At 43.6% G+C, this 20,883-nt stretch carries 15 protein-coding genes, 3 tRNA genes and 1 pseudogene; 11 read left to right on the top strand and 8 right to left on the bottom strand.

All coding sequences use genetic code 11. The annotated features are described in order from the left end of the window. Positions 1 to 110: 110 nt before the first annotated feature. Positions 111 to 922, bottom strand: a pseudogene (locus EO92_RS15570) (RNA-guided endonuclease TnpB family protein). Between the two features lie 552 nt (positions 923 to 1,474). Between EO92_RS15570 and EO92_RS15565 the strand changes: the two are divergent. Further along, complete coding sequence (locus EO92_RS15565) at positions 1,475 to 1,888, top strand: transcriptional regulator (protein WP_082098654.1); 414 nt, start codon at positions 1,475 to 1,477, stop codon at positions 1,886 to 1,888. A gap of 759 nt (positions 1,889 to 2,647) precedes the next feature. Here EO92_RS15565 and EO92_RS15560 read toward each other — a convergent pair. Beyond that, a tRNA-Ile gene (locus EO92_RS15560) sits at positions 2,648 to 2,724 on the bottom strand. 76 nt (positions 2,725 to 2,800) lie between these two features. Beyond that, positions 2,801 to 2,877, bottom strand: a tRNA-Ile gene (locus EO92_RS15555). Positions 2,878 to 3,104: 227 nt separating this feature from the next. Between EO92_RS15555 and EO92_RS15550 the strand changes: the two genes are divergently transcribed. Beyond that, positions 3,105 to 3,176, top strand: a tRNA-Ala gene (locus EO92_RS15550). A gap of 201 nt (positions 3,177 to 3,377) precedes the next feature. Here EO92_RS15550 and EO92_RS15545 read toward each other — a convergent pair. Further along, positions 3,378 to 5,762: a PGF-pre-PGF domain-containing protein gene (locus EO92_RS15545; RefSeq protein WP_052734384.1), complete on the bottom strand. Its 2,385-nt coding sequence runs from the start codon at positions 5,760 to 5,762 to the stop codon at positions 3,378 to 3,380. A gap of 638 nt (positions 5,763 to 6,400) precedes the next feature. Here EO92_RS15545 and EO92_RS15540 point away from each other — a divergent pair. The 9 genes from EO92_RS15540 (at position 6,401) to EO92_RS15490 (ending at position 14,272) form a co-directional block, all read left to right on the top strand. Next, entirely contained in the window at positions 6,401 to 6,970 is a 570-nt protein-coding gene (locus EO92_RS15540) for an HdeD family acid-resistance protein (RefSeq protein WP_048172979.1), read from the top strand. A 148-nt stretch (positions 6,971 to 7,118) separates the two neighbouring features. Next, a complete protein-coding gene (locus EO92_RS15535) occupies positions 7,119 to 7,769 on the top strand; it encodes an SdpI family protein (RefSeq protein WP_048172977.1) in 651 nt (216 codons plus the stop codon). Positions 7,770 to 8,005: 236 nt separating this feature from the next. Beyond that, positions 8,006 to 8,488: a peptidylprolyl isomerase gene (locus EO92_RS15530; RefSeq protein ID WP_048135531.1), complete on the top strand. Its 483-nt coding sequence runs from the start codon at positions 8,006 to 8,008 to the stop codon at positions 8,486 to 8,488. A gap of 3 nt (positions 8,489 to 8,491) precedes the next feature. Then, on the top strand, positions 8,492 to 9,040 hold the full coding sequence (locus tag EO92_RS15525; RefSeq protein ID WP_048172974.1) for a peptidylprolyl isomerase: 549 nt from the start codon (positions 8,492 to 8,494) through the stop codon (positions 9,038 to 9,040). A gap of 133 nt (positions 9,041 to 9,173) precedes the next feature. Further along, entirely contained in the window at positions 9,174 to 9,668 is a 495-nt protein-coding gene (locus EO92_RS15520; RefSeq protein WP_048163252.1) for a peptidylprolyl isomerase, read from the top strand. A 172-nt stretch (positions 9,669 to 9,840) separates the two neighbouring features. Continuing rightward, positions 9,841 to 10,239: a tRNA synthetase gene (locus EO92_RS15515; RefSeq protein WP_048172972.1), complete on the top strand. Its 399-nt coding sequence runs from the start codon at positions 9,841 to 9,843 to the stop codon at positions 10,237 to 10,239. Positions 10,240 to 10,313: 74 nt separating this feature from the next. Beyond that, a complete protein-coding gene (locus EO92_RS15510; protein WP_048138184.1) occupies positions 10,314 to 11,492 on the top strand; it encodes a sugar phosphate nucleotidyltransferase in 1,179 nt (392 codons plus the stop codon). A gap of 819 nt (positions 11,493 to 12,311) precedes the next feature. Beyond that, positions 12,312 to 13,367 carry a flippase-like domain-containing protein gene (locus tag EO92_RS15500; protein WP_048163255.1) on the top strand — a complete coding sequence of 352 codons (1,056 nt, stop codon included), beginning with the start codon at positions 12,312 to 12,314 and terminating at the stop codon, positions 13,365 to 13,367. 308 nt (positions 13,368 to 13,675) lie between these two features. Then, positions 13,676 to 14,272, top strand: a complete 597-nt coding sequence (locus tag EO92_RS15490; RefSeq protein WP_048135542.1) for a diacylglycerol/polyprenol kinase family protein — start codon at positions 13,676 to 13,678, stop codon at positions 14,270 to 14,272. A 162-nt stretch (positions 14,273 to 14,434) separates the two neighbouring features. Here EO92_RS15490 and EO92_RS15485 read toward each other — a convergent pair whose 3' ends face one another. The 4 genes from EO92_RS15485 to EO92_RS15470 form a co-directional block, all read right to left on the bottom strand. Beyond that, positions 14,435 to 16,921, bottom strand: coding sequence for a vWA domain-containing protein (locus EO92_RS15485; protein ID WP_048172965.1), 2,487 nt, complete (start codon positions 16,919 to 16,921; stop codon positions 14,435 to 14,437). Beyond that, positions 16,918 to 18,795 (bottom strand): VWA domain-containing protein, encoded by a 1,878-nt coding sequence (locus EO92_RS15480; RefSeq protein WP_048172963.1) that lies wholly within the window; start codon positions 18,793 to 18,795, stop codon positions 16,918 to 16,920. The genes EO92_RS15485 and EO92_RS15480 overlap by 4 nt, the downstream gene beginning before the upstream one ends. A 3-nt stretch (positions 18,796 to 18,798) precedes the next feature. After that, on the bottom strand, positions 18,799 to 19,680 hold the full coding sequence (locus EO92_RS15475; protein WP_048172961.1) for a DUF58 domain-containing protein: 882 nt from the start codon (positions 19,678 to 19,680) through the stop codon (positions 18,799 to 18,801). Between the two features lie 148 nt (positions 19,681 to 19,828). Beyond that, on the bottom strand, positions 19,829 to 20,803 hold the full coding sequence (locus tag EO92_RS15470) for a MoxR family ATPase (protein WP_048172959.1): 975 nt from the start codon (positions 20,801 to 20,803) through the stop codon (positions 19,829 to 19,831). Between the last annotated feature and the right edge of the window lie 80 nt (positions 20,804 to 20,883).

The raw sequence follows: 20,883 nt of genomic DNA, 5'->3' as shown, positions 1-20,883 counted from the left end.
GTGAACTACCCCTCCCTGCTTTCTGATGAAAGCGAGGAAGGGGCTTCTTGCTTCATCCCTCGAACTACTGTTCGCAAGTCCACAAGCCCATCCCCTGCGTTCCGCAGGTGTCAGATAACTATAAGATTTTGATCTTGAAGAGAGAATTTTTTGATATTGATTGCAGCATTTATGTCTCTGTCATGCTTTGTTTTGCAATCAGGACACGTCCACTCTCTAACATAAAGAGTTAGATTTGAATTATAATATCCACAAACATTGCATAATTTAGAAGATGGCTCAAATCTTCCTATTCGTAAGATGGTTTTTCCGAACCATTGAGCTTTATACTCTAATTTGGTTACAAAACTACTCCACGAAGCATCGGAAATAGATTGAGCCAGACAATGATTTTTTACCATACCTTTAACATTCAGAGTTTCCAGTGCTACAGCTTGGTTCTCGCTAATCAGTCTAAAAGAGAGTTGATGTTGGAAATTATTTCTCTGATTGCTAATAGTTTCATGGATTTTTGTATGGTTTTGACTTCACCTATTTTTGGAAGCTTAATTATCTGCGTCTCGAAATCTACCGAGTAATGTTGAGGCATTTGATAAGACTGGACTGGATTTTTCTTAGATTTGAAATTGGGAAATCCAGATTTCTCTCTAAAGAATTTCGTAAATGCTGATTCTACATTTACTAGAGAGGCAAGTAGAGCCTGTGAATTAGCTTCTTTCAACCATTCGTTAGAAGGTTTTACTTCATGGACTAAAATGTGCTGTAAATCAAACCTTGAGATTGATTTCTTGGTTTGTTCATAAGTTTTTATTTTCTGTTCTAAAGCCCAGTTATAGACAAATCTACACGCGCCAAAATGAATTTTTATCATTTCCTTTTGTTTTTGGTTAGGGTAGATTCGGTATTTGTAGGCTTTTAACATACTAGAGATTATATGTTTTAAAGAGATATAGAGGGTTTGTTAAACTTATTATGGTGAGGTTGACGGCTTTCATCCCCCACCTGTCGCTTCGCTCCGAGGAAGGGAACTTCCCGCCTTAGAGTTAAAAACCTGAATATATATATCCGGGGATAACTCTCCACAACCTGAGCAGTTAAATTAAAGATTTCTTATTCTCTTTTTGCTTTTCTCTTTTCTTTTGCTTGAATCAGCTGCCACAATAAATTGATTAAAATATTATATTTATTGCATTTCTATTCAGGAAGTGACTATAAAATTACCCCTTGAAATAGCGAAGAGCCACAATTATTTAAATAAGAGGCAAGTCAGGGCACTTCATATCGTTTATTAAGAAGAATGCCCCAAAAAAGTTAACCGCAGCAAAATAAGTAAAACGTGATCATTAGCCGTATTAAGGAGAATGTTAACCAGAGTAACATTTTAAAATATAAATATAAATTAACATATATTAAAATTAAAACATAAGTAAATATTTATATTAATTCACTCTATAATGCTTCTTCGGGTGATTAAATGGTAGATGAAAGTGGTTTAGCTATAGAAACTACTGACATAACGAATGAGATTCCCTTATCCATGGGATCAAGCGAATATGAAATGATAGAATTATTTAGAAAGATCAATATCAGCAGGCCAATTGCTCTTACCCTTGCCTGCCTTGCAAAAGGAAGGGAAATCTCTTCCCAGAGCATCGAAATGGTATCTGGTCTTAGACAGCCGGAAGTCAGTGTTGCAATGCGGTACCTCCGCGAAAACGACTGGATTAACATCCGGGAAGAAAAGAAATCAAAAGGCAAAGGCAGACCGATCAAGCTGTACAGGCTAACGGTTCCAATGGACCGCATTGTTAGCAAGATCGAAGACGAAATCATAGCCGAAAGCAGACTTGTGCTGAGGAATATTGAACGCCTGAAGCACATTGCCTGAAATTTATGATAGGGAACAGAATGACCTGAAGTCAGGGGCAGGATTTCATACCGTAAATTGCCTGGACTTCTACTATCCAGAAGCCGTTCTGTCTTAAAGGGGATTACCCCCACCCTAACTTTTTTTATTACCAACAACTTTTCTATTACAATTATTCTTACTAACCCCTAGTTGCGCCACCCGAATTGCGCTTCGGGATCTCAGGATATCGCAGATTTTCATGGAGTTGCACTGCAAGTGCAACAGTACGCAGTCCGTTTCAGCAGAGTTGCGACTCTGCAGTACGCTGCCCTTTTCGCTGCGCTCAAGAGGGCTAATCTATGGGTTTTAGCAGTGAGCTCAGCTCGCTCAAGCAGACTAATTTATAGTTTATCACAGTGATCTTCTATCAAGGGGACTAAATTACAAATATGGGCCAGAGCTTTTCCTTTTTCCGCGCATTCCGTATTTCATACCTTCCGTATTTCATACCTTGTTGGGAATGAGTGAGAGAATTGGGGAAATTGATTATAAATAATACATGAAAGAGGATTCTATTTTTGGATATTCCAGAAGATTGAAAAAAAGGTAATCAGGTTGGTAAAGCTCACATAAAATTGAAAAAATGGAATTGGAATAGAGTTATTGATTGAAAGAAGATGTCTGAAAGAAGATGTCTGAAAGAAGATGTCTGAAAGAAGATGTCTGAAAGAAGATGTAGGGAAAACAAACAAAAGATAAACAAAAAAGAGTAGAATATCATAAAGTTAAGAGAAAGCATGGTGGGCCCGCTGCGATTCGAACGCAGGACCTCACGGTTATCAGCCGTGCGCTCCACCAAGCTAAGCTACGGGCCCTCAATGAAAGTATTCAGTTTAGAAAACCTGAAAGTTCCCTGAGAAGAAAGTTCTCTGAGAAGATATTGTTGGATTGTGGTGGGCCCGCTGCGATTCGAACGCAGGACCTCACGGTTATCAGCCGTGCGCTCCACCAAGCTAAGCTACGGGCCCAGATGTCAGGTTTTTCTATAATTATCAGAGTTGAAAGGCTTTTTTAGGGAAAGCATCCCAATCCGACAACACTTCTAATACTCGAATTACTACTTATACCTTTTGCTCGGATAGTAGGAATTTTCCAGATCCTAAATTTTATTTACAGGAAGCGGAGCATGTATGCCGACAGTTATATATACGATACTGAGTGTATGTGGGAGTGCTGACAAAGCAAAACGCAACATGGGCCGGTAGATCAGGGGTAGATCGCTACCTTGGCATGGTAGAGGCCTCGGGTTCAATTCCCGACCGGTCCATTCTCTTTTTTAATTAAATGGTAATTAAGCAGAAACCTTTATAATTTTTAATCCCACGATCTCTCTTAAGATTTAAGAGCTTGATTCCTGGATATGAGGATTTTATGACAAAACCGATTTACTGGCTTATTTGAGGATCAACCTTTCCTCGCAAAAAAAGGTAAAAAATGAAACGCTATGAAGCGTTCCATTTTCATGTTTTCATTTTGGGATCTGTCTATAAATGATCGCACATATCAGGCCTAAAAAGAGTAGCCCTATTATGCCATAGACCGGAGGGATGCCAGAGAATTTTGTGCTCTCACTCTGTTCTGAATCCGTGTCCAACCCTGTACTTTCATTACCTTCTCCTTGCAGAGACCGGGTTTCAAGCGAAGTCCCTTTTTCGGTTACTTTTTCAGGAGTACCCTGTGCCTCACCTGTTATCGCAAAAGAGGCAAATCCCGGGGTTTCAGCTGTGAAATACAGGTATTTTTTATCTTCACCTGACAGGCTGACTGGTAGCTGCGTCCAGACTTTTTCATCATACCTGTTCAGGGTGATCGAGTCCTGTTCAATTAGCCTATCCTGAATCCAGGCCTTTTCAACTTTGAAGCTCAGGGCGGGGTTTTCGATGTTTTTTGAGGTTGCATATCCGGCATTTCCTACCCAGACATTGAAAGACTTGTAAACCTCACCTGCAGGCATCTTCGAGACAAGGGCTGACTTTTTCTTTAACTGCTCAACAATGGTTGTGGTCTTGCCTACATTCTTGATCGCATCGAAGCCCACAGACACAACACAGGTGGCGTTCTTCGTGAACTCGAACTTTACAACCTTACCGTTTGTAATGAAGACCTGGGCAAGCTCCTTGACCTCTACATTCTTTGCAGGCTCAGGAGATCCTCCACCTCCACCTCCGCCTCCACCACCGCTGCTGCTTCCGCCGCTGCTCTTTCTCTCTACAGCCATCAGAGTAGTTTTTGTATCAGTGCCTTTTGTATTGATCGCAGTCAGTTTAGCGGTATAGGTTCCTGTGGCAGGATACACATAAACAAAGCTTGCAGCGTTTGAATCCTCGACTCCATCATTGTTAACGTCCCAGCTCCTCGATGTTGCGTTTTGTGAAAGATCAGTAAAGAGAACGGCGAGGGGAGCATAGCCGCTGGTGATATTTGTGCTGAAATCTGCTGTCGGAAGTATCTCAATTTCTTTTTTCAGCACAGTTATAACAGCAGTTTTTGAGACTGTATCATTTGTGTTTACTGCAGTCAGCTTAACGGTATACTTCCCTGGAACTTCATACACATGAACTTCGCTTTTAGCTGTAGAATCAATATTTCCATCATTATCAAAGTCCCAGCTTCTCGATATCGCATTTTGTGAAAGGTCATTAAAGAGAACGGCGAGGGGAGCATAGCCGCTGGTGACATTTGTGCTGAAGTCCGCTGTCGGAAGTATCTCAATTTCTTTTTCCAGCACAGTTATAACAGCAGTTTTTGAGACTGTACCATTTGTGTTTACTGCGGTCAGCTTAACGGTATACTTCCCTGGAACTTCATACACATGAACTTCGCTTTTAGCTGTAGAATCAATATTTCCATCATTATCAAAGTCCCAGCTTCTCGATATCGCATTTTGTGAAAGGTCAGTAAAGAGAACAAAAAGAGGAGCAGGGCCCTGGGTGATATTTGCCTTGAAATCTGCGACAGGGGGTACAGGTACAGGCTCCATCCTGGGGGTTACCAGAGGCAGATAATCAATATTCTGTTCGTTTAGAGAGTAAGGTTCCTCCGCAAACCCGTCACCGTTAGCATCCAAATGAATCTGGGAGAATCCATCTTCTGCAGGAGATCCCCAGAAGTTACCTCCGATATAAGGCCCGTCTATTATGTTCAGGCCAGGCGTCTTTAGGACGCTGAACGACCCTCCGGGGTTTCCGTCCTCAATCATCAGGTTAACGTCATTCAAAAAATAGTTATTATATACCGACGCAGAGTCCCTGATGATATAAAGACCGATATCACAGTTTTTGAAAATGTTACCAGTTACAATATGACCACCCGCACCGTATGTGAGTGTGATACCGACATCACATTCTCTGAAAGTGTTTCCTGTTATTTTGTTGTCAATACTGTCATATGTAGATACACCAGCCGGGCTGCCCGTAAAGAGGTTATTCATTATGGTTTGGTTCCCGTACATGTAACTGGTGCCCATACTGACACCGCAGCCGTTGAACCGGTTGTTTTGAATTGTGCAGGAAACCCCACCCTCGGAGAAGTCAACGCCTTTTGTGATTGTGAGCCCCTCTATTCTAGAGTGACTGAGAAGAGCAAAACCACCGACAGAAGGGTATCCAGCTCCAGCTGCTCCTTTGATAGTCACTGATTTATTTACGAATATGGTTTCATCAGGGTACGTACCAGGGCTAACCAGAATTACATCTCCATCAACCGCATCGTTCAGGGCAGCCTGGATTGTAGTATAATTACCAGGCCCATCGTCATCAACATAAAACGTAGTCGCAGCTGCGCACCCGGCAATAACCTGAAGTGTGAGAGCCACTGTAAATAAAATCGATAATACTCTTTTTATTTGCCACACAAGAAAAACCCCTACAAACTATTTTAGAATCTCAATATCAATAGTTACCTCAAATCCCCATTTTTGACTGTACAGGATACACTGGTATGGCTGAGGCGTTGTCTTAAAAGGACATAAAAACGTCTTAAGTCACACTTATTGAGTTTTAAAATGAATTTATTTTACGAAATTGGCAATGTTATATCAAATTAACTAAATTATCCTAATTTTTAATGAGGACGCGTCATTTTTTAGGCAGCTTGTTAATAGGAAGGTGAGATTGTTTTAGAATATTCACATACAGTTATTGAGATTGTCTTTTGAGTTGCGTACGTCCCGGTTTTCTGTGTACAGGGAAGATTAAAAATAAAGATCGCTGGGCGTTCAAAAACGAATATTAAGCGGCTATGATGCATGGCATGTGTGACTGAACACAGCACAGAACATTAGAAGAAAAATAAATACTCATTGATTTATATAATCTCCAATATATAATAGATAGCGGAGATTAACCTTTTTACCTGACTGAGTCACAGTGCACAGAAGAATCGGGAAACTTCGTACTTCAGGTAAGAGGTGTGTTTTTGATACCTGTACATTTTATTGGGGTAGCCGACAGCATCAAATTTTCTACGTAAAGCAACTCTGGAGGTAAGTATATGGAACAAACAGCTGCAGAATACCGCACTGTAGAATATGAAGTAATGCAGGTCCCCTGGTGGCTGGTTGTACTGGAAGGAATTTTTGCCGTAATCATAGGCTTATTTCTGTTGTTTTCACCTGTAGTAACCACCATAACCTTAGTCCAGATACTCGGAATCTTCTGGTTTCTGGGCGGAGTTATTTCAATCGTTTCACTGCTGATGGACAGAGAGAACATGGGATGGAAATTGCTCTCCGGTGTTATGGGCATTCTTATCGGGATTGTGGTATTTGTATACCCGTACAGTCCTTTTGTAATTCTGGCACTTCTTGTAATCATAATAGGAATCTGGAGTATTATATACGGCGTAATCAGACTTGTCTGGGCGCTCAAAGGAGGTGGACTGGGAATGGCGATCCTCGGGCTCCTGACAATTGCCCTCGGGCTACTCCTGCTGGTTAACCCCCTGGCAGGTGCCGTTGTCCTGCCCTGGATATATGGAATTTCCCTTGTAATAGGTGGGATTGCAGCACTGATTGGCGGGTTTAGAATGAAGTCCGGGAAAAATGTCTCATATTCAGGTTAAGGTTTTCAGAAAACTTGAAGGTCGATAAGCATTTCCACTCATATATGCGGTGCCAGATGCAGTGTCGGGTCCGTAGCCAGTCCATTAGCGTTGGCAGACCTATAAGTACTCCACATTTTTAAATATTTGAAACATCTAAAGAATTTACATGCGAAAAGCTACAATAGCAATAACAGGACTGGTTCTTCTTTCTTTTATCCTATCAATCTATTTTTACCCGCAGGTACCTGAACAGATGGCAACTCACTGGAACTCAGAGGGAGAAGTAGACGGCTATATGTCGAAACTCTGGGGGCTCTTTTTCATGCCGTTAGTGATAACGGGTCTTGTAATTATGTTCCTGGTAATTCCGAAAATTGACCCGCTGAAAGAAAATATAGCAAAATTCAGGAAATATTATGACGGGTTTATAGCGATAATGGTTTTGTTTATGGTCGCTGTCCATCTCCAGATACTGCTCTGGAACACAGGAATTCAGATCAGCCCCAATGCCGTAATTCCTGTAGGGATAGGGCTTCTGTTTTATTATATAGGGATACTTACGGAAAATGCAGAGCAGAACTGGTTCATCGGAATCAGGACACCCTGGACTCTCAGCAGCGAGAGGGTGTGGAAAAGAACTAACCGGCTTGGAGGGAAACTATTCAAGATAGCAGGAATAGCAGCAATCTTCGGGGCTTTTTTTCCGGAACTTGCAATATACTTCATCCTTGTGCCCGTAATTTTTGTAGCCGGGATTACTGTTGTTTACTCATATATTGAATATCAAAAGGAACTTAAAGAAAATGAAAGAAAATGAAAGAAGATTAAAGAAGTAGGTGAAAAAAGCTAAAAGGACTGGAAAAAGGAATGAAAGAAAATGAACAGGGCTAAAAGAAAGAACTAACAGAAATCGAAATTCGAAATCAAAACTTAAAAAATAAGGTTTAAAGCTTCCTGTGTTTCATATTTCCGGGAATCATTTTAACCGGTTTCTGACACCTTATTTATCATTATGTTTATCTAACATGCTCTCATTTTGTCATATTGATTATTATGACTGAAGAGATAAGTAAAAATTTAAACAAACCAGTCGAAAACGGAGATAGTATTTCCGTTGATTATGTGGGAAAACTGGAAGATGGCACAGTTTTCGATACATCGGAAAAGGAAGCTGCCGCTGAGGCAGGGATATACAACGAAATGAGAGACTACAATCCTCTGACATTCACCGTGGGAGCGGGGCAGATGATTAAAGGCTTTGACGAGGGTGTGGTCGGAATGAAAGTGGGAGAAGAAAAAACCATTACAATTCCTCCCGAGGAAGCGTACGGAGAATATATGAAAGAGTACGCAAGGGAACTGCCACGTAATGCTGTAGATTTTACTCCGGAAGTAGGGATGCAGCTGGCCACGGAAACCGGACTCCGGGGCACTATCACAGAGGTAAGCGAGGAAAACTTCATTGTGGACTTCAACCATGAGCTCGCAGGCAAGACCCTGATATTCAAAATAAAAGTTGTTTCGATGGAGGCATAAAAAATGAGGGCGGGGAGGGGGGAAACTTTTATAATATCCATTCTACTCCTTGGGAGTATCCTTTTCGGAAGCGGATGCACTGACAGTGGAAATAGTAGCATTGTAAAAGTCGGAAACACTATTCAGGTGGACTACACTGGAAAGTTCGAAAACGGTACTGTTTTTGATACCTCCGTAGAAGAAATCGCAAAAGAGGCAGGCATATACACAGAACAGAGAACCTATGTCCCCCTGACCGTTAAGGTTGGTTCGGGCCAGTTGATCCAGGGTTTTGACGAAGGCGTAATCGGGATGAAAAAAGGAGAAGAAAAGACTCTGACAATTCCCCCCGAAAAAGCTTACGGAGAATATGATGACGCAAAAATTCAGGCAGTCTCCCTTGAGGATCTGAACCTATCAGTGAAACCTGAAATCGGACAGATATTCAGCAGTATGTACGGGGACCAGTTCAGAGTCATTGATGTAAATGAAACGCATGTTACTTTTGACTCTAACCACAAACTCGCAGGCAAGACTCTTATTTTCGATATAAAGCTTATTTCAATAGAATGAAGCTTACGTCAGTTAAACCGATTTAAAACCGGCTTATATTTCTTTAAAAAAGATGCACCCCTCTGGTAACCAGGAAAAAAATCAGGATTACCGAAAAAGCTGTAAAGAAAAAAAAATAACAGGAGAAGGAAAAATGGAGAACTCTCGTACTGTGGAAAAGGGAGATTATCTCCTTATTGATTATACCGGAAAGCTTGAGAATGGAACAGTATTCGATACCACCTTAAAAGAAAAAGCTCTTGAAGCTGGGATATATGATGAAGAAAAAGAATACACACCTTTATTTTTCAGGACATACACCGGTCAGGTGATAAAAGGTATCGATGACGGGGTTCTTGGAATGCGAGAAGGAGAAGAAAAAACCCTTGAAATCGTGCCTGAAGACGCCTACGGAGAATCTAAAAGTTATCTCGTTCAGAAAATTCCTCTTTCAAGACTTGAACTAAAGGACCCTCCGGAGGCAGGAAAAAAAATAATAACGCCTGGGGGAAGTGAAGTTAAAGTGCTCGATTCCACGGAAACTTACGCAACCCTTGACTTCAACCATGAACTTGCAGGCAAAACCCTGATCCTTGAAATAAAACTTGTCTCCATTGTGAACGGATCTGGAAATGTAAGCTGGTCTTAAAATAAATTTATATCGTCGATCCTTGAAATAAATTTATATAGTTGATCCCTGAAATAAATTCATATAGTTGACCCTTGAAATAAATTCATATCGTTGATCCTTGAGATAAATTTATTCAAGATAATTCACTATAAGATAATTTTAGGACCCACAAACTGGAAAGTGGTGGAAGATGGAAAAGGAAGAGAAAGTCGTGGTAGTGCTGCTCGTGATGGCATTGTTCTCTCTTTCGACAGCGTACCTGCTCTTCGGGCAGGACCTTGCAGGAGCTGGACAACAGTCAGGAGGAAAAGCCCTGAAGTACACCCACGAATCCGAAGTTGGGGAAAAAGTGTCTCTTGATGCTGAGGTTTTGAGTAAACGATTTACTTATACCGGAGATCACCTGCTTTTAGAAGTGAACTTTGACTCAGAAGTCCTTAGCGTATTTATCCCGAAGACAGCAGGGGCCGAAGCCCTGGACGGATCAATCAAGGAAGGAAACTTCATAAGCATAACAGGCATTATTTCTGAGTATAAGGGGAAGAAAGAGATAAGGGTCGAACGAAAAGAGGATATTACTCTAAAATAATCGTCATCAATAAGCTTTGAAACGGAAAGAACAGATCGTTAACAATATATCTATAGAGTAACATTTGAGAAAATATGAAAGCATGTATCATGTGCGGAGGCACAGGGACAAGGCTCAGGCCACTGACCTTCAAACACCCGAAACCTAGCATACCGATTCTCAATAAACCATCAGTCCTGCACCTGATAGAGCACCTTTCGAGGGAAGGGTTCAATGAAATAGTCATGACCCTGGGATATATGGGAGAACGCATAGAGGAACAACTCGGAGACGGGCACATGTTCGGAGTACACATCGATTATGTGTATGAGAAAGAGAAGATGGGGACAGCAGGCGGGGTAAAAAATGCTGAAAAGTACCTGAAAAATGAGCCTTTCATCGTGCTTGGGGGAGATCACGTCCTTAACCTCGACCTGAGGGAGATGTACCGCTTCCATGAAACAAACGATGCTCTGGTAACTATAGGACTCCTTTCCATTGATGACCCGAGGGAATTCGGGATTGCTGATATGGATATAAACAACCGGATCCACCGCTTCCTGGAAAAACCCAAATCCGGCCAGATATTCAGCAACCTTGCAAGTACAGGCATTTACATCTGTGACCCTGAAATTTTTGACTGGATACCTGAAAATAAAAAGTATGATTTTGCAAAAGACCTTTTCCCTGCCCTGCTTGCGGCAGATAAGAGAATTAACGGCATGCTTGTCAGGGGAAAATGGACTGATGTAGGGAGTTCGGCAGCCTACAGGCAGGCCCAGCGCTGGATGCTGGATGCCCTTCCAGGGACCACAATAGAAGGAAACTTCACAACAAGAAACGCAAGAATACGAGGCCCCTTATCCATAGGAAACAATGTCTCGATCGGTTCGAATTCTTCACTCGTTGGGCCCATTGTCATAGGGGAAAACACTGTAATTGGCGATAATGTCCTTATCGGACCTTACAGCGTGATAGGTGCAAACTGCACTATCGATAATAATGCAAAGATTCTTTCTTCGTACCTTTTTGATGATGTATGCATAGGTAAAAACTCCAATATCTCCGGAGCTGTAGTTGCAGATGAAACTGCTGTAGGAGATGAGTGCAGCCTGGAGAATGGGACAGTAATCGGGCATAAAGTCGTTATAGGAAACAATTCGACCATACATTCGGGAGTAAAGATCTGGCCTGAAGTTGTGATCGAGAAGAATTCCAGCATAAAGGAAATTGTCATCAATTCGGACTATGATACTACATATGAAGGCTCCTGAAATACAGGATTTAAAGAAAGGTTAAAACCGATCAAAAATCAAGAGTATATAAGAGAATCTAAAATCAAAAGAGGATACCCAAAATTAAGAGTGAGTATAATCGAGAATCTGCATTGAGAATCGAAATCGAAACCCATATTCCAGGTTAAACGCATAATTCCAGGTCAAAAGGTATGTTCCTGATTTATCTGGACTCTAATTAAAAGTATTCATAGCCTGAGAATACGGGTTTCTTGCAAATTCAAATTGAGTTTTCAATATTGATCCGAATTTTTGCTTTTGTAATCTTTCACAGGCTCTCTGCCGGATTTTTGTCCGATTATTATCTTTCGATACTCCCTTTTTAATTGGTTGGTGTTTATTCAGAAATGCCCGTATATGACGTCTTAAGCCTTTTTTCAATTCGCCGCTCAAGGCTTGAGCCCACCTGCGTACAGTAGTAGAGAAAAACAAAAGTATTAGACGGGCTGGAAACCTTATGCCAAATCTCAACCGTGTACCTGGGGACAACCATCATTTCTGATACAGATAATTTCTTTCTGATACACAGATAATTTTCATTTTCTTATTTTTTAGTACAGATTTCTTAAGAAACAGGAACTTTTAAGAAATACAATCGCTTAGTAGACATAAATCTGTTAAGAATAAGTAAGGATCTTATAAGAACGGTGCAGACCTTTTAAAATTGGATTCCAGATTAAAGAAAACAGTTCACTCTGACATATCGAACTTCTCTTGTGCCGTTCATTATATATTGGAGAAAGAAGTTTCCTTAAATAAGATAATACCTATACTAAAGAATAAAATTAAGAGATTTCAATGACCAGGTATAAAAAATGGCTTATTGGGTCGCTGGTTATCAGCGCTGTATCAATTGCCCTGGTTACATGCTTGACTTTTAACTCGGAGACTATTGAAGCCCTGAAAAGGATCAAGCTGGAGTACATCCTGGCAGCTGCCCTCCTTCATATTAGCTCATACTTTATCTGGGGGCTGCGGACCCGGGCTCTCTGCAAAGCCCTGGGATACAGGATAAGTGTCCTGAAAGTGACAGAGATAGTTATCTCAGGTACTTTTGTGGCTGGAATTACTCCTTCTTCTGCAGGCGGAGAGATACTGAGAGTCCACGGCCTGACCAGGAACAAAATTCCTCTCGGCAAGGCTACTGCAATCGTTGTAGGGGAACGCCTTCTTGATGCCATTTTCATATTTTCCTGTCTGCCTTTTGCCTTTTACGTTCTTGGGGACATTCTTTCAAATTATGAATTTGATGCAGCTTTCTTAACAGTAAATTTCCTTGTCTTTGTACTTCTCGTCTTTTTTGTTTACGGCGTCTGGAAACCCGAAAAAGTAAAATACGTAACTCACAGGCTAACAGGCAGGCTTGCTCCTTTTTTTGGAAAAAAGACCGATGCTGCAGTTTCACACTTAATGGAACAGATTGACAGGGAAATAGACCATTTTCATGACAGTGTAAGGGTCTTTTTTTCAGAAGGAAAAAGAGGGCTGCTCTGGGGAATTGCCTACACTGTTATTTTCTGGACCGTAGAATTTTCACTGCTCGTCCTGATCCTGATGGGCCTTTCGCGGACACCTTCAATTATCACCGTCTTTGCAGCTCAGGTGCTCCTGGCTGTTATAATGGTAATACCCGCAACTCCCGGAGCAAGCGGAGTTGCTGAATTAGGAGCAGCGTCCATCTTCTCTATTTTTGTAGATTCATCCATTCTGGGAATTACCGTACTTGCCTGGAGAACCCTGACATACCATATGAACCTTTTAATAGGAGGGCTAATGAGTCTGAAAATAATTAAAGACATGAATATGATTAAAAAACTAATCGGAGACTCTCCCGAACCTCCACATAGCGCCTGAAAAAGTATTTTGAACCGGAAAATCGCTGTACAGCAGAGGAAAGCCGGGGAAAATGTCAGAGGAAAGCTGGGGAAAAAATACCAGAGGAAAGCCGGGGGAAATACCAGAGGAAAGCCGGGGGAAATGTCAGAGGAAATGTTAGAGAAAAGCCAGAGAAATACTGGAGAAATAAATCCTCAAATCCGGTTTTCAAAACTCTTTTTTGAAAGATATTTAATTTCAAGAAATCCGACTGCAAAGAAATCCGGGTTTCTCCAAGCCCACCGACCAGTATAGATTTATATTTTATTCTCACAAAACTTTATGCCATGCCCTCCAGAGAAATCATCTTTGAAGTCCTGAGAAAAAGTGTACATATGGTCTCAGTCCTGATAGTGCTCATCTACGAATTTTTCGGGAAAGAGACAATTCTCTGGGTGCTCATGCTTTTCCTGATAATTGTCCTTTTCCTGGAATACCTCCGGCTCGAACAGGGCATGAAAATTCCCATTTTCCATACGATGTACAGGGAGCATGAAGCCGATAGCTGCGGAGGGCACATCTTCTTCGCCCTGGGTGCAATTGCGGCAATCTCCCTCTTCAGCAAGGAAATCGCTTATGCTGCAGTCCTCATGACCACCTTCGGAGACCTGGCTGCAGCCCTTATAGGAAAATTCTACGGAAAAAAAAGAATTTTCAAAAAAATCTTTAAAAACGATAAATCTCTTGAAGGTTCAACTTCCGAATTCATAATTGATCTGTTGATCGGACTCGTTATAGTTGGAGACCCCTTAGTGTCCCTCGTCATGGCTTTTTTTGCAACCCTTACGGAAACCGCAGTAAACCAGATAGACGATAACCTTGTGATACCAGTTTTTTCCGGCTTCTTCGGGCAGATGACCCTGCTTCTACTGATGTATTTATGATAAGCCTCTTAAGCGAAAAAAAGGGCAGCATACCCCCTAAACGCAATTCGGGAAGGAAAAGCTGTGATTTTATAACTTAGTCCTCTTGAGCGCAGCGAAAAGGACTGCGGGCTCCCGAATCGCAATTCGGGCAGCGCAACTCGGGAAGCGGGCAGGGAGAAATCAAACTGCTGCTTCTTCTGCTCCTGATTCACCCTGGGCTTGTTTAAGCCTTCTCATCTCCCTTATACGCCGGACCAGGATTTCTCCAAGGTAAAGGACAAGGGCTGCAAGAAGCACATACACTTTCAGGCTTACGGGCTCGTTTGACTCCCTTTCGGAGTTCTGCCTGGCATCCTTCAGGAGAAGGGCTCTTGCCTCCTTTTCAGTATAAATCTTCCCTCCGGTTGCAAGGATAAGGGACTCGATATCTTTATTGAGCCCGACTTCAAGGTACTCACGCGGGTAGTTTACCGCAAGCGGATAGCCTGAAATATCGTGAATCCCGACATTTACCGGGTTTACACTTGCCTCGTAGGTATTCCTGCCTGTAAGGGCAAGGTCAAGCGGAGCTCCGTCCAGTTTAAGCTGCGGGACTCCTTCGTCGTACATTATCAGGGTGAGGTCGGAAGGGGTGCCCAGCCAGGTATCCGGAGCTTCAACGACAGCTCCTTCTTCTGCCTGAGGGTTCCCGATTGCCCAGTTGGTCATACCAGAAATAAGTCTGCTGTTTGACCCGTTGTAAAGAGCAGAAGACCAGCGAGTAGCTTTGCCTCCCCCATTATCCGTGGTAAAGGCTGCAACACGCCCGAGCCCGAAGCGCCATGTGGTGAGCACGGGCTGCCCCGTAACCGTAATGACAAGGCGTTCAGCCCCTGCTTTTGGCGTAACCTGATTATATCCTGTGATACTGGCGTTAGTGAGGTTCACACCCTTCGTAATGAAATGATCCGGAGAGTACTCAAGAAGCAGATAGGAATCAAGCTCCTCGCTTTTAGTTTCGTCTTCAGGAGTCGTATCGAGATCTTCAAACCCTATATTTGCCCTCTCACCCATTTCGATATGTTTATAGTTATTTTCAAGCCCCAGGTCCTGCATTAGCTTCTCAGCATAGAAGTTTCTGGTCTTGTCAGTCTGAGAGGGAGCAGTAGAGCGGATATGGATAAAGTAAAGGTTTACACCCATATCCTTCAGCTCTCGTGCAGTCTGAAGGCTCTGGTCATACGAGTCCTCAATCCCTCCGTCAGAGATTATAATAGCATCAAGCTCGCCGTCCTCGCCTTCAAGCATATCTTTTGTGACATCAAGCCCCTGATCCAAAGAGGTCTCAGTCTGATCACTGGGGGTCAGCTGCGAGATTTTATCTTCCAGAAGAGCAAGGTTCTGCGGAAGCCCCATGAACACAAACCCACCGGAAACATCGTATCCCACGCTCCCGAATGCTATAACGCCAACATTTGCATCTTTCAGGTTTTCATTCCTGAGGATATAGATGGCATTTGACAGGATATCTCCCTGAGTACCGTGGGCAGCTGTACTTGGAGAGACATCGAGAATCAGGACCAGGTTTCTCCCTCCTTTAAACTCGGAAGGTTTTGATAGTACAGGCAGGATTTCCTCGAGGGAAGAATTAAGGTATTTTCCGTAATTATAAGCCTTATCTCCTCCGACAACAATAAGCCCGCCCCCGTTGCTGACATAATTTTTGATTTCCTTTATCTCAGCCTCGGAAAAAGTGTCTATGAACTGGTTGTCAAGCACAAGGACCTTACTGTCTGTAAAATTCCCTGCTCCGGGATAACCGTTTACAACCGAAACTTCGTAAAGGTTACTCAGGATACTGGCGAGAGGAGAACCGGTCTCACCGGTAATAAGCGTGAGTTTTGGTTTGGGGATTACATAAAGGGACTTGTAGAACTCATTGTTAACCTCGTTTAAATCCCCTCCGGACACATCACTGATCTTTACCCTTATATTATGGGCACCGAGAGTGGTAAAAGCCTGATTAATCGGAATCGTATTATTCCGGGCATTCTGTGTAAACGTCCTGCTCTGGATAAGCGCTTCGTCCACAAAAATTTCAAGGAAATAACTGACACTCTGTTCCGAAGCCTGGCGGACAACTATCTCAAACTCGTTCTGGTTGTTAACAACAACTGTTTTGTCCCCGAGCACCTCGACGCTGAGGTCATTTGTCTCAAGGTCGGGCTGGACAAGATAGACAGGAGTGTCTGCGTCCTTTGCAAATCTCAGAGCTTCCGTAAGGTCCTTTCCTGCGTTATTGTTTCCATCGGTGACAAGAACAATCTGGTTGCCAAGCCCGGAGTACTGGGTCACAGCATCCCCTAGAGAGGTCTTATCCCCGGTTAGCTGCACCAGGGTGGTAGGGGTATTTGCCGTAAGGGCTTCATACAGGCCGGTACCTGTTTCTTCAGGGAAAATTCCCATACTTGCTGTCTGGTCCTGAACAAACACAAGTGAAGGGTCTTCTTCACTGATAGTCTGGGTAACCGTTGTATAGGGTGCAGCCAGGGCCAGTACAAGGAGAAGGGCAACAAGCATTCTCCATTCCACAAGTTTTGTTTTTGTCTTCCGCAGGAGATAGAAACCCGCAACAATCACGGGAATTATAAGTAAGAGCATCTCGGGGCTCTCAAGGGCTACGTTCACAGTTCACCCCTCCCGCGGACGATCAGGATTTCAAGCAGCATAAGCAGGAACAGGACTCCTATAAGATAATTGGTAATATCGTTTTTTGCAATATAGGTGTCAGCCCGGACGAGCCTGGTCTCATCTTTTGCAACTGCCCGACTGATAAGTTCCGAGGCGTCTACTGTAGTATTTGATTCCCGGTCATCATAGAGGTTGACTGCAATCTTCTTGTCCGAAATCTCGTATATCCCCACCTCGTCAAAGAGCAAACGGTTTGCTGTCAGGGTCTTTGAAGGCGTGCGGATTTCCCCGGTCTTTGAAAGGGAGGTCACGGTGCCGGTTTCAAGGTTGTATTCTGAAATTTCCCCTGTGCCGCCAAGCCACTCAACCAGCTTTATCCAGAACACAGGATACTCAGGCAGGTTATGGAAATTGTTCCAGGCTCCATCCCCGAGCTCGTCACTAAGCCCCATATAGAAGATAGTCCCTTTACCTACCTGCCAGTAGCTCAGCACAGGAATACCGTTCTCCGTGGCTACAAGCGTTGTAGAACCTGTCCTCTCAGTTGCATTCATGTATTTGCGGACCGAGATTTCTTCGGGGTTTATGTCCTGTGTAATGCTGCTCTTAAGGGTTTCTTCAACCTCAAGCCCGTTTTCTGCTTCTTCAACTCCGATAGGTTTTACAGGCAGGAGCTTAACAAGGCCAACCTCGGTTTTCTCAGGGGCAAGGGCTTCGCTTGCAATGAAAACCGCATTCCCTCCGTTCCGCACGTAATTTTCGATAATGTCCACCGAGCCGTTGGCAATCGGGGTTTCTTTCTGGGCAAGCACTACAAGGGAGTAAGTATCAAGGGAAGAAGGAACGGATTTCTGGATTTTCAGGTCGCTATTGGGAAGTAGGGAAAGTGCGGTTTTTGAAGGCTGTTTCCCATTATCTGTGACATAGAGGATCTGCTGCCCGGAGGTATCCGGAATGGAGATGTAAGCTTTGTTGTCAACAGACAGGTCATCTTTAACATTGAGGCTTATTGTGGTGAGTCCGGGCCCCAGATTTGCAAGTGTGAACTGGTTTGTGCCACCTGCAGGGACATCAAGAGTAAAAGACTTTGAAACATTTCCCGAAGTTCCTCTTCCGGCCTCTATTTTAACGGTTTCACTCTCGCCTTTGTAGTTTTTGACCACACCGGTGTAGCCGTATTCCCCATCCATGGCTTCAATCCAGCCATTAATGATTCCTATGTTGTCTGCAGGCTTTCCGACCTTTACGAAATTGACCTCAAGCCCGTAGGATTCGGCCAGGTTCTTGGAAGCTACGGGGTCATCTCCTCCCCAGTTTGTAAAGTCTGAAATGACAATGATCCTACCTCCTTCTTTTGATAGAAGGCGCATACCTGTAGAAATGGCTGCAGACAGGTCGGCAGTGCCGGCTCCGGGCTTGACCTTATTGAATATATCCCCGGCAGCCGAAGCGCTCCCGCCTTCAAGGGCGAGCAGGGGAATATTGGAAGCAAGGATTATGCTGTTTTTCTTGCTCACATAACCGTCGGCAATTCCAACCGCGTCTTCAAAACGAGACTCGACCTGCATGCTTGCCGAAGTATCAAGGATGATCACCGTATGCTCTCCGCTGAGGGGCTCATTTGAAGTGTAATAATAGCCCGCAGCCCCAATGGAAAGAAGGATCAGCATAAGGAGTTGAATCAGGAAAAGAGGGTCCTGCACGATTTTCGTGATTGAGGCATAAACCCTTTTTCGTTCCCTTTCAAGCTTGAGGATAAACATTAAGGAGGGAATCGAAAGCACCGCTGGTTTTGGGCGGAGCATGTAAATGATTATAAGTGGGATGACACTCAGGAGGGCAGCAAGAGCAAGGGGGGTTTGAAACGGCATTTTTTAGCGTCTCCTTCTCCTGATCGTATGGTAGAAAGCATCAAAGATAGGAGTGTCGGTTGTATAGGTGTGGAACTCGGCTCCGACCTTCATGCAGGTTTTTTTAATCCTTGCAGTGTGGTCGTCCAGCTTTCGGGTATAGCGTTCCTTGAACTTTTCACTGATATATGTCCTTATCTCTTCACCTGTTTCAAGGTCTACAAGCTTGCTGTTTCCCTGAAGAGGAAGTTCTTTTTCCGTGGGGTCAAGCACCTGTATAACGATAAGGTCGTGGTCGGAGAGCCTGTACAGAGCTGTTTCTATTGCCTCCGGGTCCTGCATAAAGTCCGAAATCAGGATTACAAGGGATCTGGACTTGATTTCCCGGCTGTATTTCATAACGGCTTCACTAATGGAGGTCCCGCCCGAAAGTTCAAGTTCGCTAAGCCGGTCGATTGTCCGCATGAGGTTCTTCCTGCCCCTGCGGGGTTTATTGATATCAATTTCGTCCGTAAAAGTGGATATGGCAAACCTATCATTATATTTGGTTACCATGTAAGCAAAACCTGTAGCAAGCATGGCAGAATACTCGAACTTCGAGGTCCCCTTTTCAGGGTAGTCCATGCTTTTGCTGGCGTCCAGAAGGATATGGGTTGTAAGGGTCTTTTCTTCCTCAAACTGCCGCACATAAAGCTTTTCAGTCCTCGCATAAGCCTTCCAGTCTATATCTTTCAAAGCGTCGCTTGAGTCATACTCCCTGAACCCGATAGTATCGATGCCGTGTCCGCTGCGGGTTGAGGGGCGGTTTCCGGCATAGACCGTCGATACTCTCTTCCGGACCGAAAAGGTAAAGCTGTCAAGCTGCCTGAAAAAATCCGTTTCGATTTTTTGTTTTGTGCGAGTCATTCTGGATCGTCAACCGAAAAGCCCGGTTCTGCCCGGACCTGGAAAACCCCTGAGGGGAACTTTGATACGCATTTTATGCAGTTCGATTCTCAGAACCTGCTCGATTACAGGTCTGTAAGAGTTCATTTATCTGCTTGGCTTACCTGTTTCATTTAACTTTCTTGAGAATTTCCTCAATGGCTTCATCAGGAGTCATCCCGCTTCTTTCAGCTTCGAAGGTAAGGATCAGCCTGTGGCGGAGAACCGGATAAGCCATGTAATCAATATCCTCTTTGCTCACGAAGTTTCTGCCCTGTATAAGGGCTCTTGCCTTTGCTGCAAGGATCATGCCAATGGATGCGCGGGGAGAAGCCCCGTACTCGATGTGCTCTTTGTCTTTGCGGGTCATTGACACAATAGAAAGGACGCGCTGCTTGAGTTCTTCGGAGATAGGAATCTGCCGGGTAAGCTTCTGCAAATCGAGAAGTGTAGACTTGTCCAGCCCCCTGGTGATCTTAGGGGTTTCGGACTTCGTATAACGGTTTATGATCTCCATCTCCTCTTCAAAAGATGGATAGTCTACAAGGATCTTTAAGAGAAAACGGTCTAACTGGGCTTCGGGAAGGGGGTATGTGCCCTCCATTTCTATGGGGTTCTGGGTGGCAAGGATAAAGAAGGGGCGGTCAAGAAGGAAGGTATCGTTTCCGACTGTTACCTGTTTTTCCTGCATGGCTTCGAGCAGGGCTGACTGGGTTTTGGGGGAAGCACGGTTGACCTCGTCTGCAAGCACGATGTTTGCAAAGACAGGGCCTGGTTCAAACCTGAATTCTTTTTTATTATCTTTCTCCTCAATCATATTGGTCCCTGTGATATCAGAAGGCATCAGGTCAGGGGTACACTGAATTCTGCTGAACTTCAGGTTCATTGCCTTTGCGATCGTAGAGATCATCAGGGTTTTTCCAAGTCCGGGATTGCTTTCCACAAGGGCATGCCCTTCACAGAGGATTGAGATTATAATCTGTTCCACTACCCTGTCCTGACCCACTATGACAGTCCCTATCTCTTCAAAGAAATTTTTAAAAATCCTGCCTGCGTTCTGGTAGGTCGCGGAGGCCTGCCCTGAATCGATATTATTCTCATTCATATCTGCTTCACCCTTTAAACTGCTGTTTTTCGCGGGTCCCGATGCCCGCTCCTGCTGAACCTTATCCGTTCCTGCAACAG

Source organism: Methanosarcina sp. 2.H.A.1B.4 (assembly GCF_000979385.1).
Lineage (GTDB): Archaea > Halobacteriota > Methanosarcinia > Methanosarcinales > Methanosarcinaceae > Methanosarcina.
This window is presented reverse-complemented; position numbering and strand designations above follow the sequence as displayed.

What these genes read in the sequence shown, in the direction of transcription:
- EO92_RS15510 (WP_048138184.1), top strand. Translation starts at nt 10,314, where the DNA reads ATGAAAGCATGTATCATGTGCGGAGGCACAGGGACAAGGCTCAGGCCA.
- EO92_RS15535 (WP_048172977.1), top strand. Translation starts at nt 7,119, where the DNA reads ATGCGAAAAGCTACAATAGCAATAACAGGACTGGTTCTTCTTTCTTTT.
- EO92_RS15480 (WP_048172963.1), bottom strand. Translation starts at nt 18,795, where the DNA reads ATGCCGTTTCAAACCCCCCTTGCTCTTGCTGCCCTCCTGAGTGTCATC.
- EO92_RS15500 (WP_048163255.1), top strand. Translation starts at nt 12,312, where the DNA reads ATGACCAGGTATAAAAAATGGCTTATTGGGTCGCTGGTTATCAGCGCT.
- EO92_RS15540 (WP_048172979.1), top strand. Translation starts at nt 6,401, where the DNA reads ATGGAACAAACAGCTGCAGAATACCGCACTGTAGAATATGAAGTAATG.
- EO92_RS15490 (WP_048135542.1), top strand. Translation starts at nt 13,676, where the DNA reads ATGCCCTCCAGAGAAATCATCTTTGAAGTCCTGAGAAAAAGTGTACAT.
- EO92_RS15470 (WP_048172959.1), bottom strand. Translation starts at nt 20,803, where the DNA reads ATGAATGAGAATAATATCGATTCAGGGCAGGCCTCCGCGACCTACCAG.
- EO92_RS15475 (WP_048172961.1), bottom strand. Translation starts at nt 19,680, where the DNA reads ATGACTCGCACAAAACAAAAAATCGAAACGGATTTTTTCAGGCAGCTT.
- EO92_RS15565 (WP_082098654.1), top strand. Translation starts at nt 1,475, where the DNA reads ATGGTAGATGAAAGTGGTTTAGCTATAGAAACTACTGACATAACGAAT.
- EO92_RS15525 (WP_048172974.1), top strand. Translation starts at nt 8,492, where the DNA reads ATGAGGGCGGGGAGGGGGGAAACTTTTATAATATCCATTCTACTCCTT.
- EO92_RS15520 (WP_048163252.1), top strand. Translation starts at nt 9,174, where the DNA reads ATGGAGAACTCTCGTACTGTGGAAAAGGGAGATTATCTCCTTATTGAT.
- EO92_RS15530 (WP_048135531.1), top strand. Translation starts at nt 8,006, where the DNA reads ATGACTGAAGAGATAAGTAAAAATTTAAACAAACCAGTCGAAAACGGA.
- EO92_RS15515 (WP_048172972.1), top strand. Translation starts at nt 9,841, where the DNA reads ATGGAAAAGGAAGAGAAAGTCGTGGTAGTGCTGCTCGTGATGGCATTG.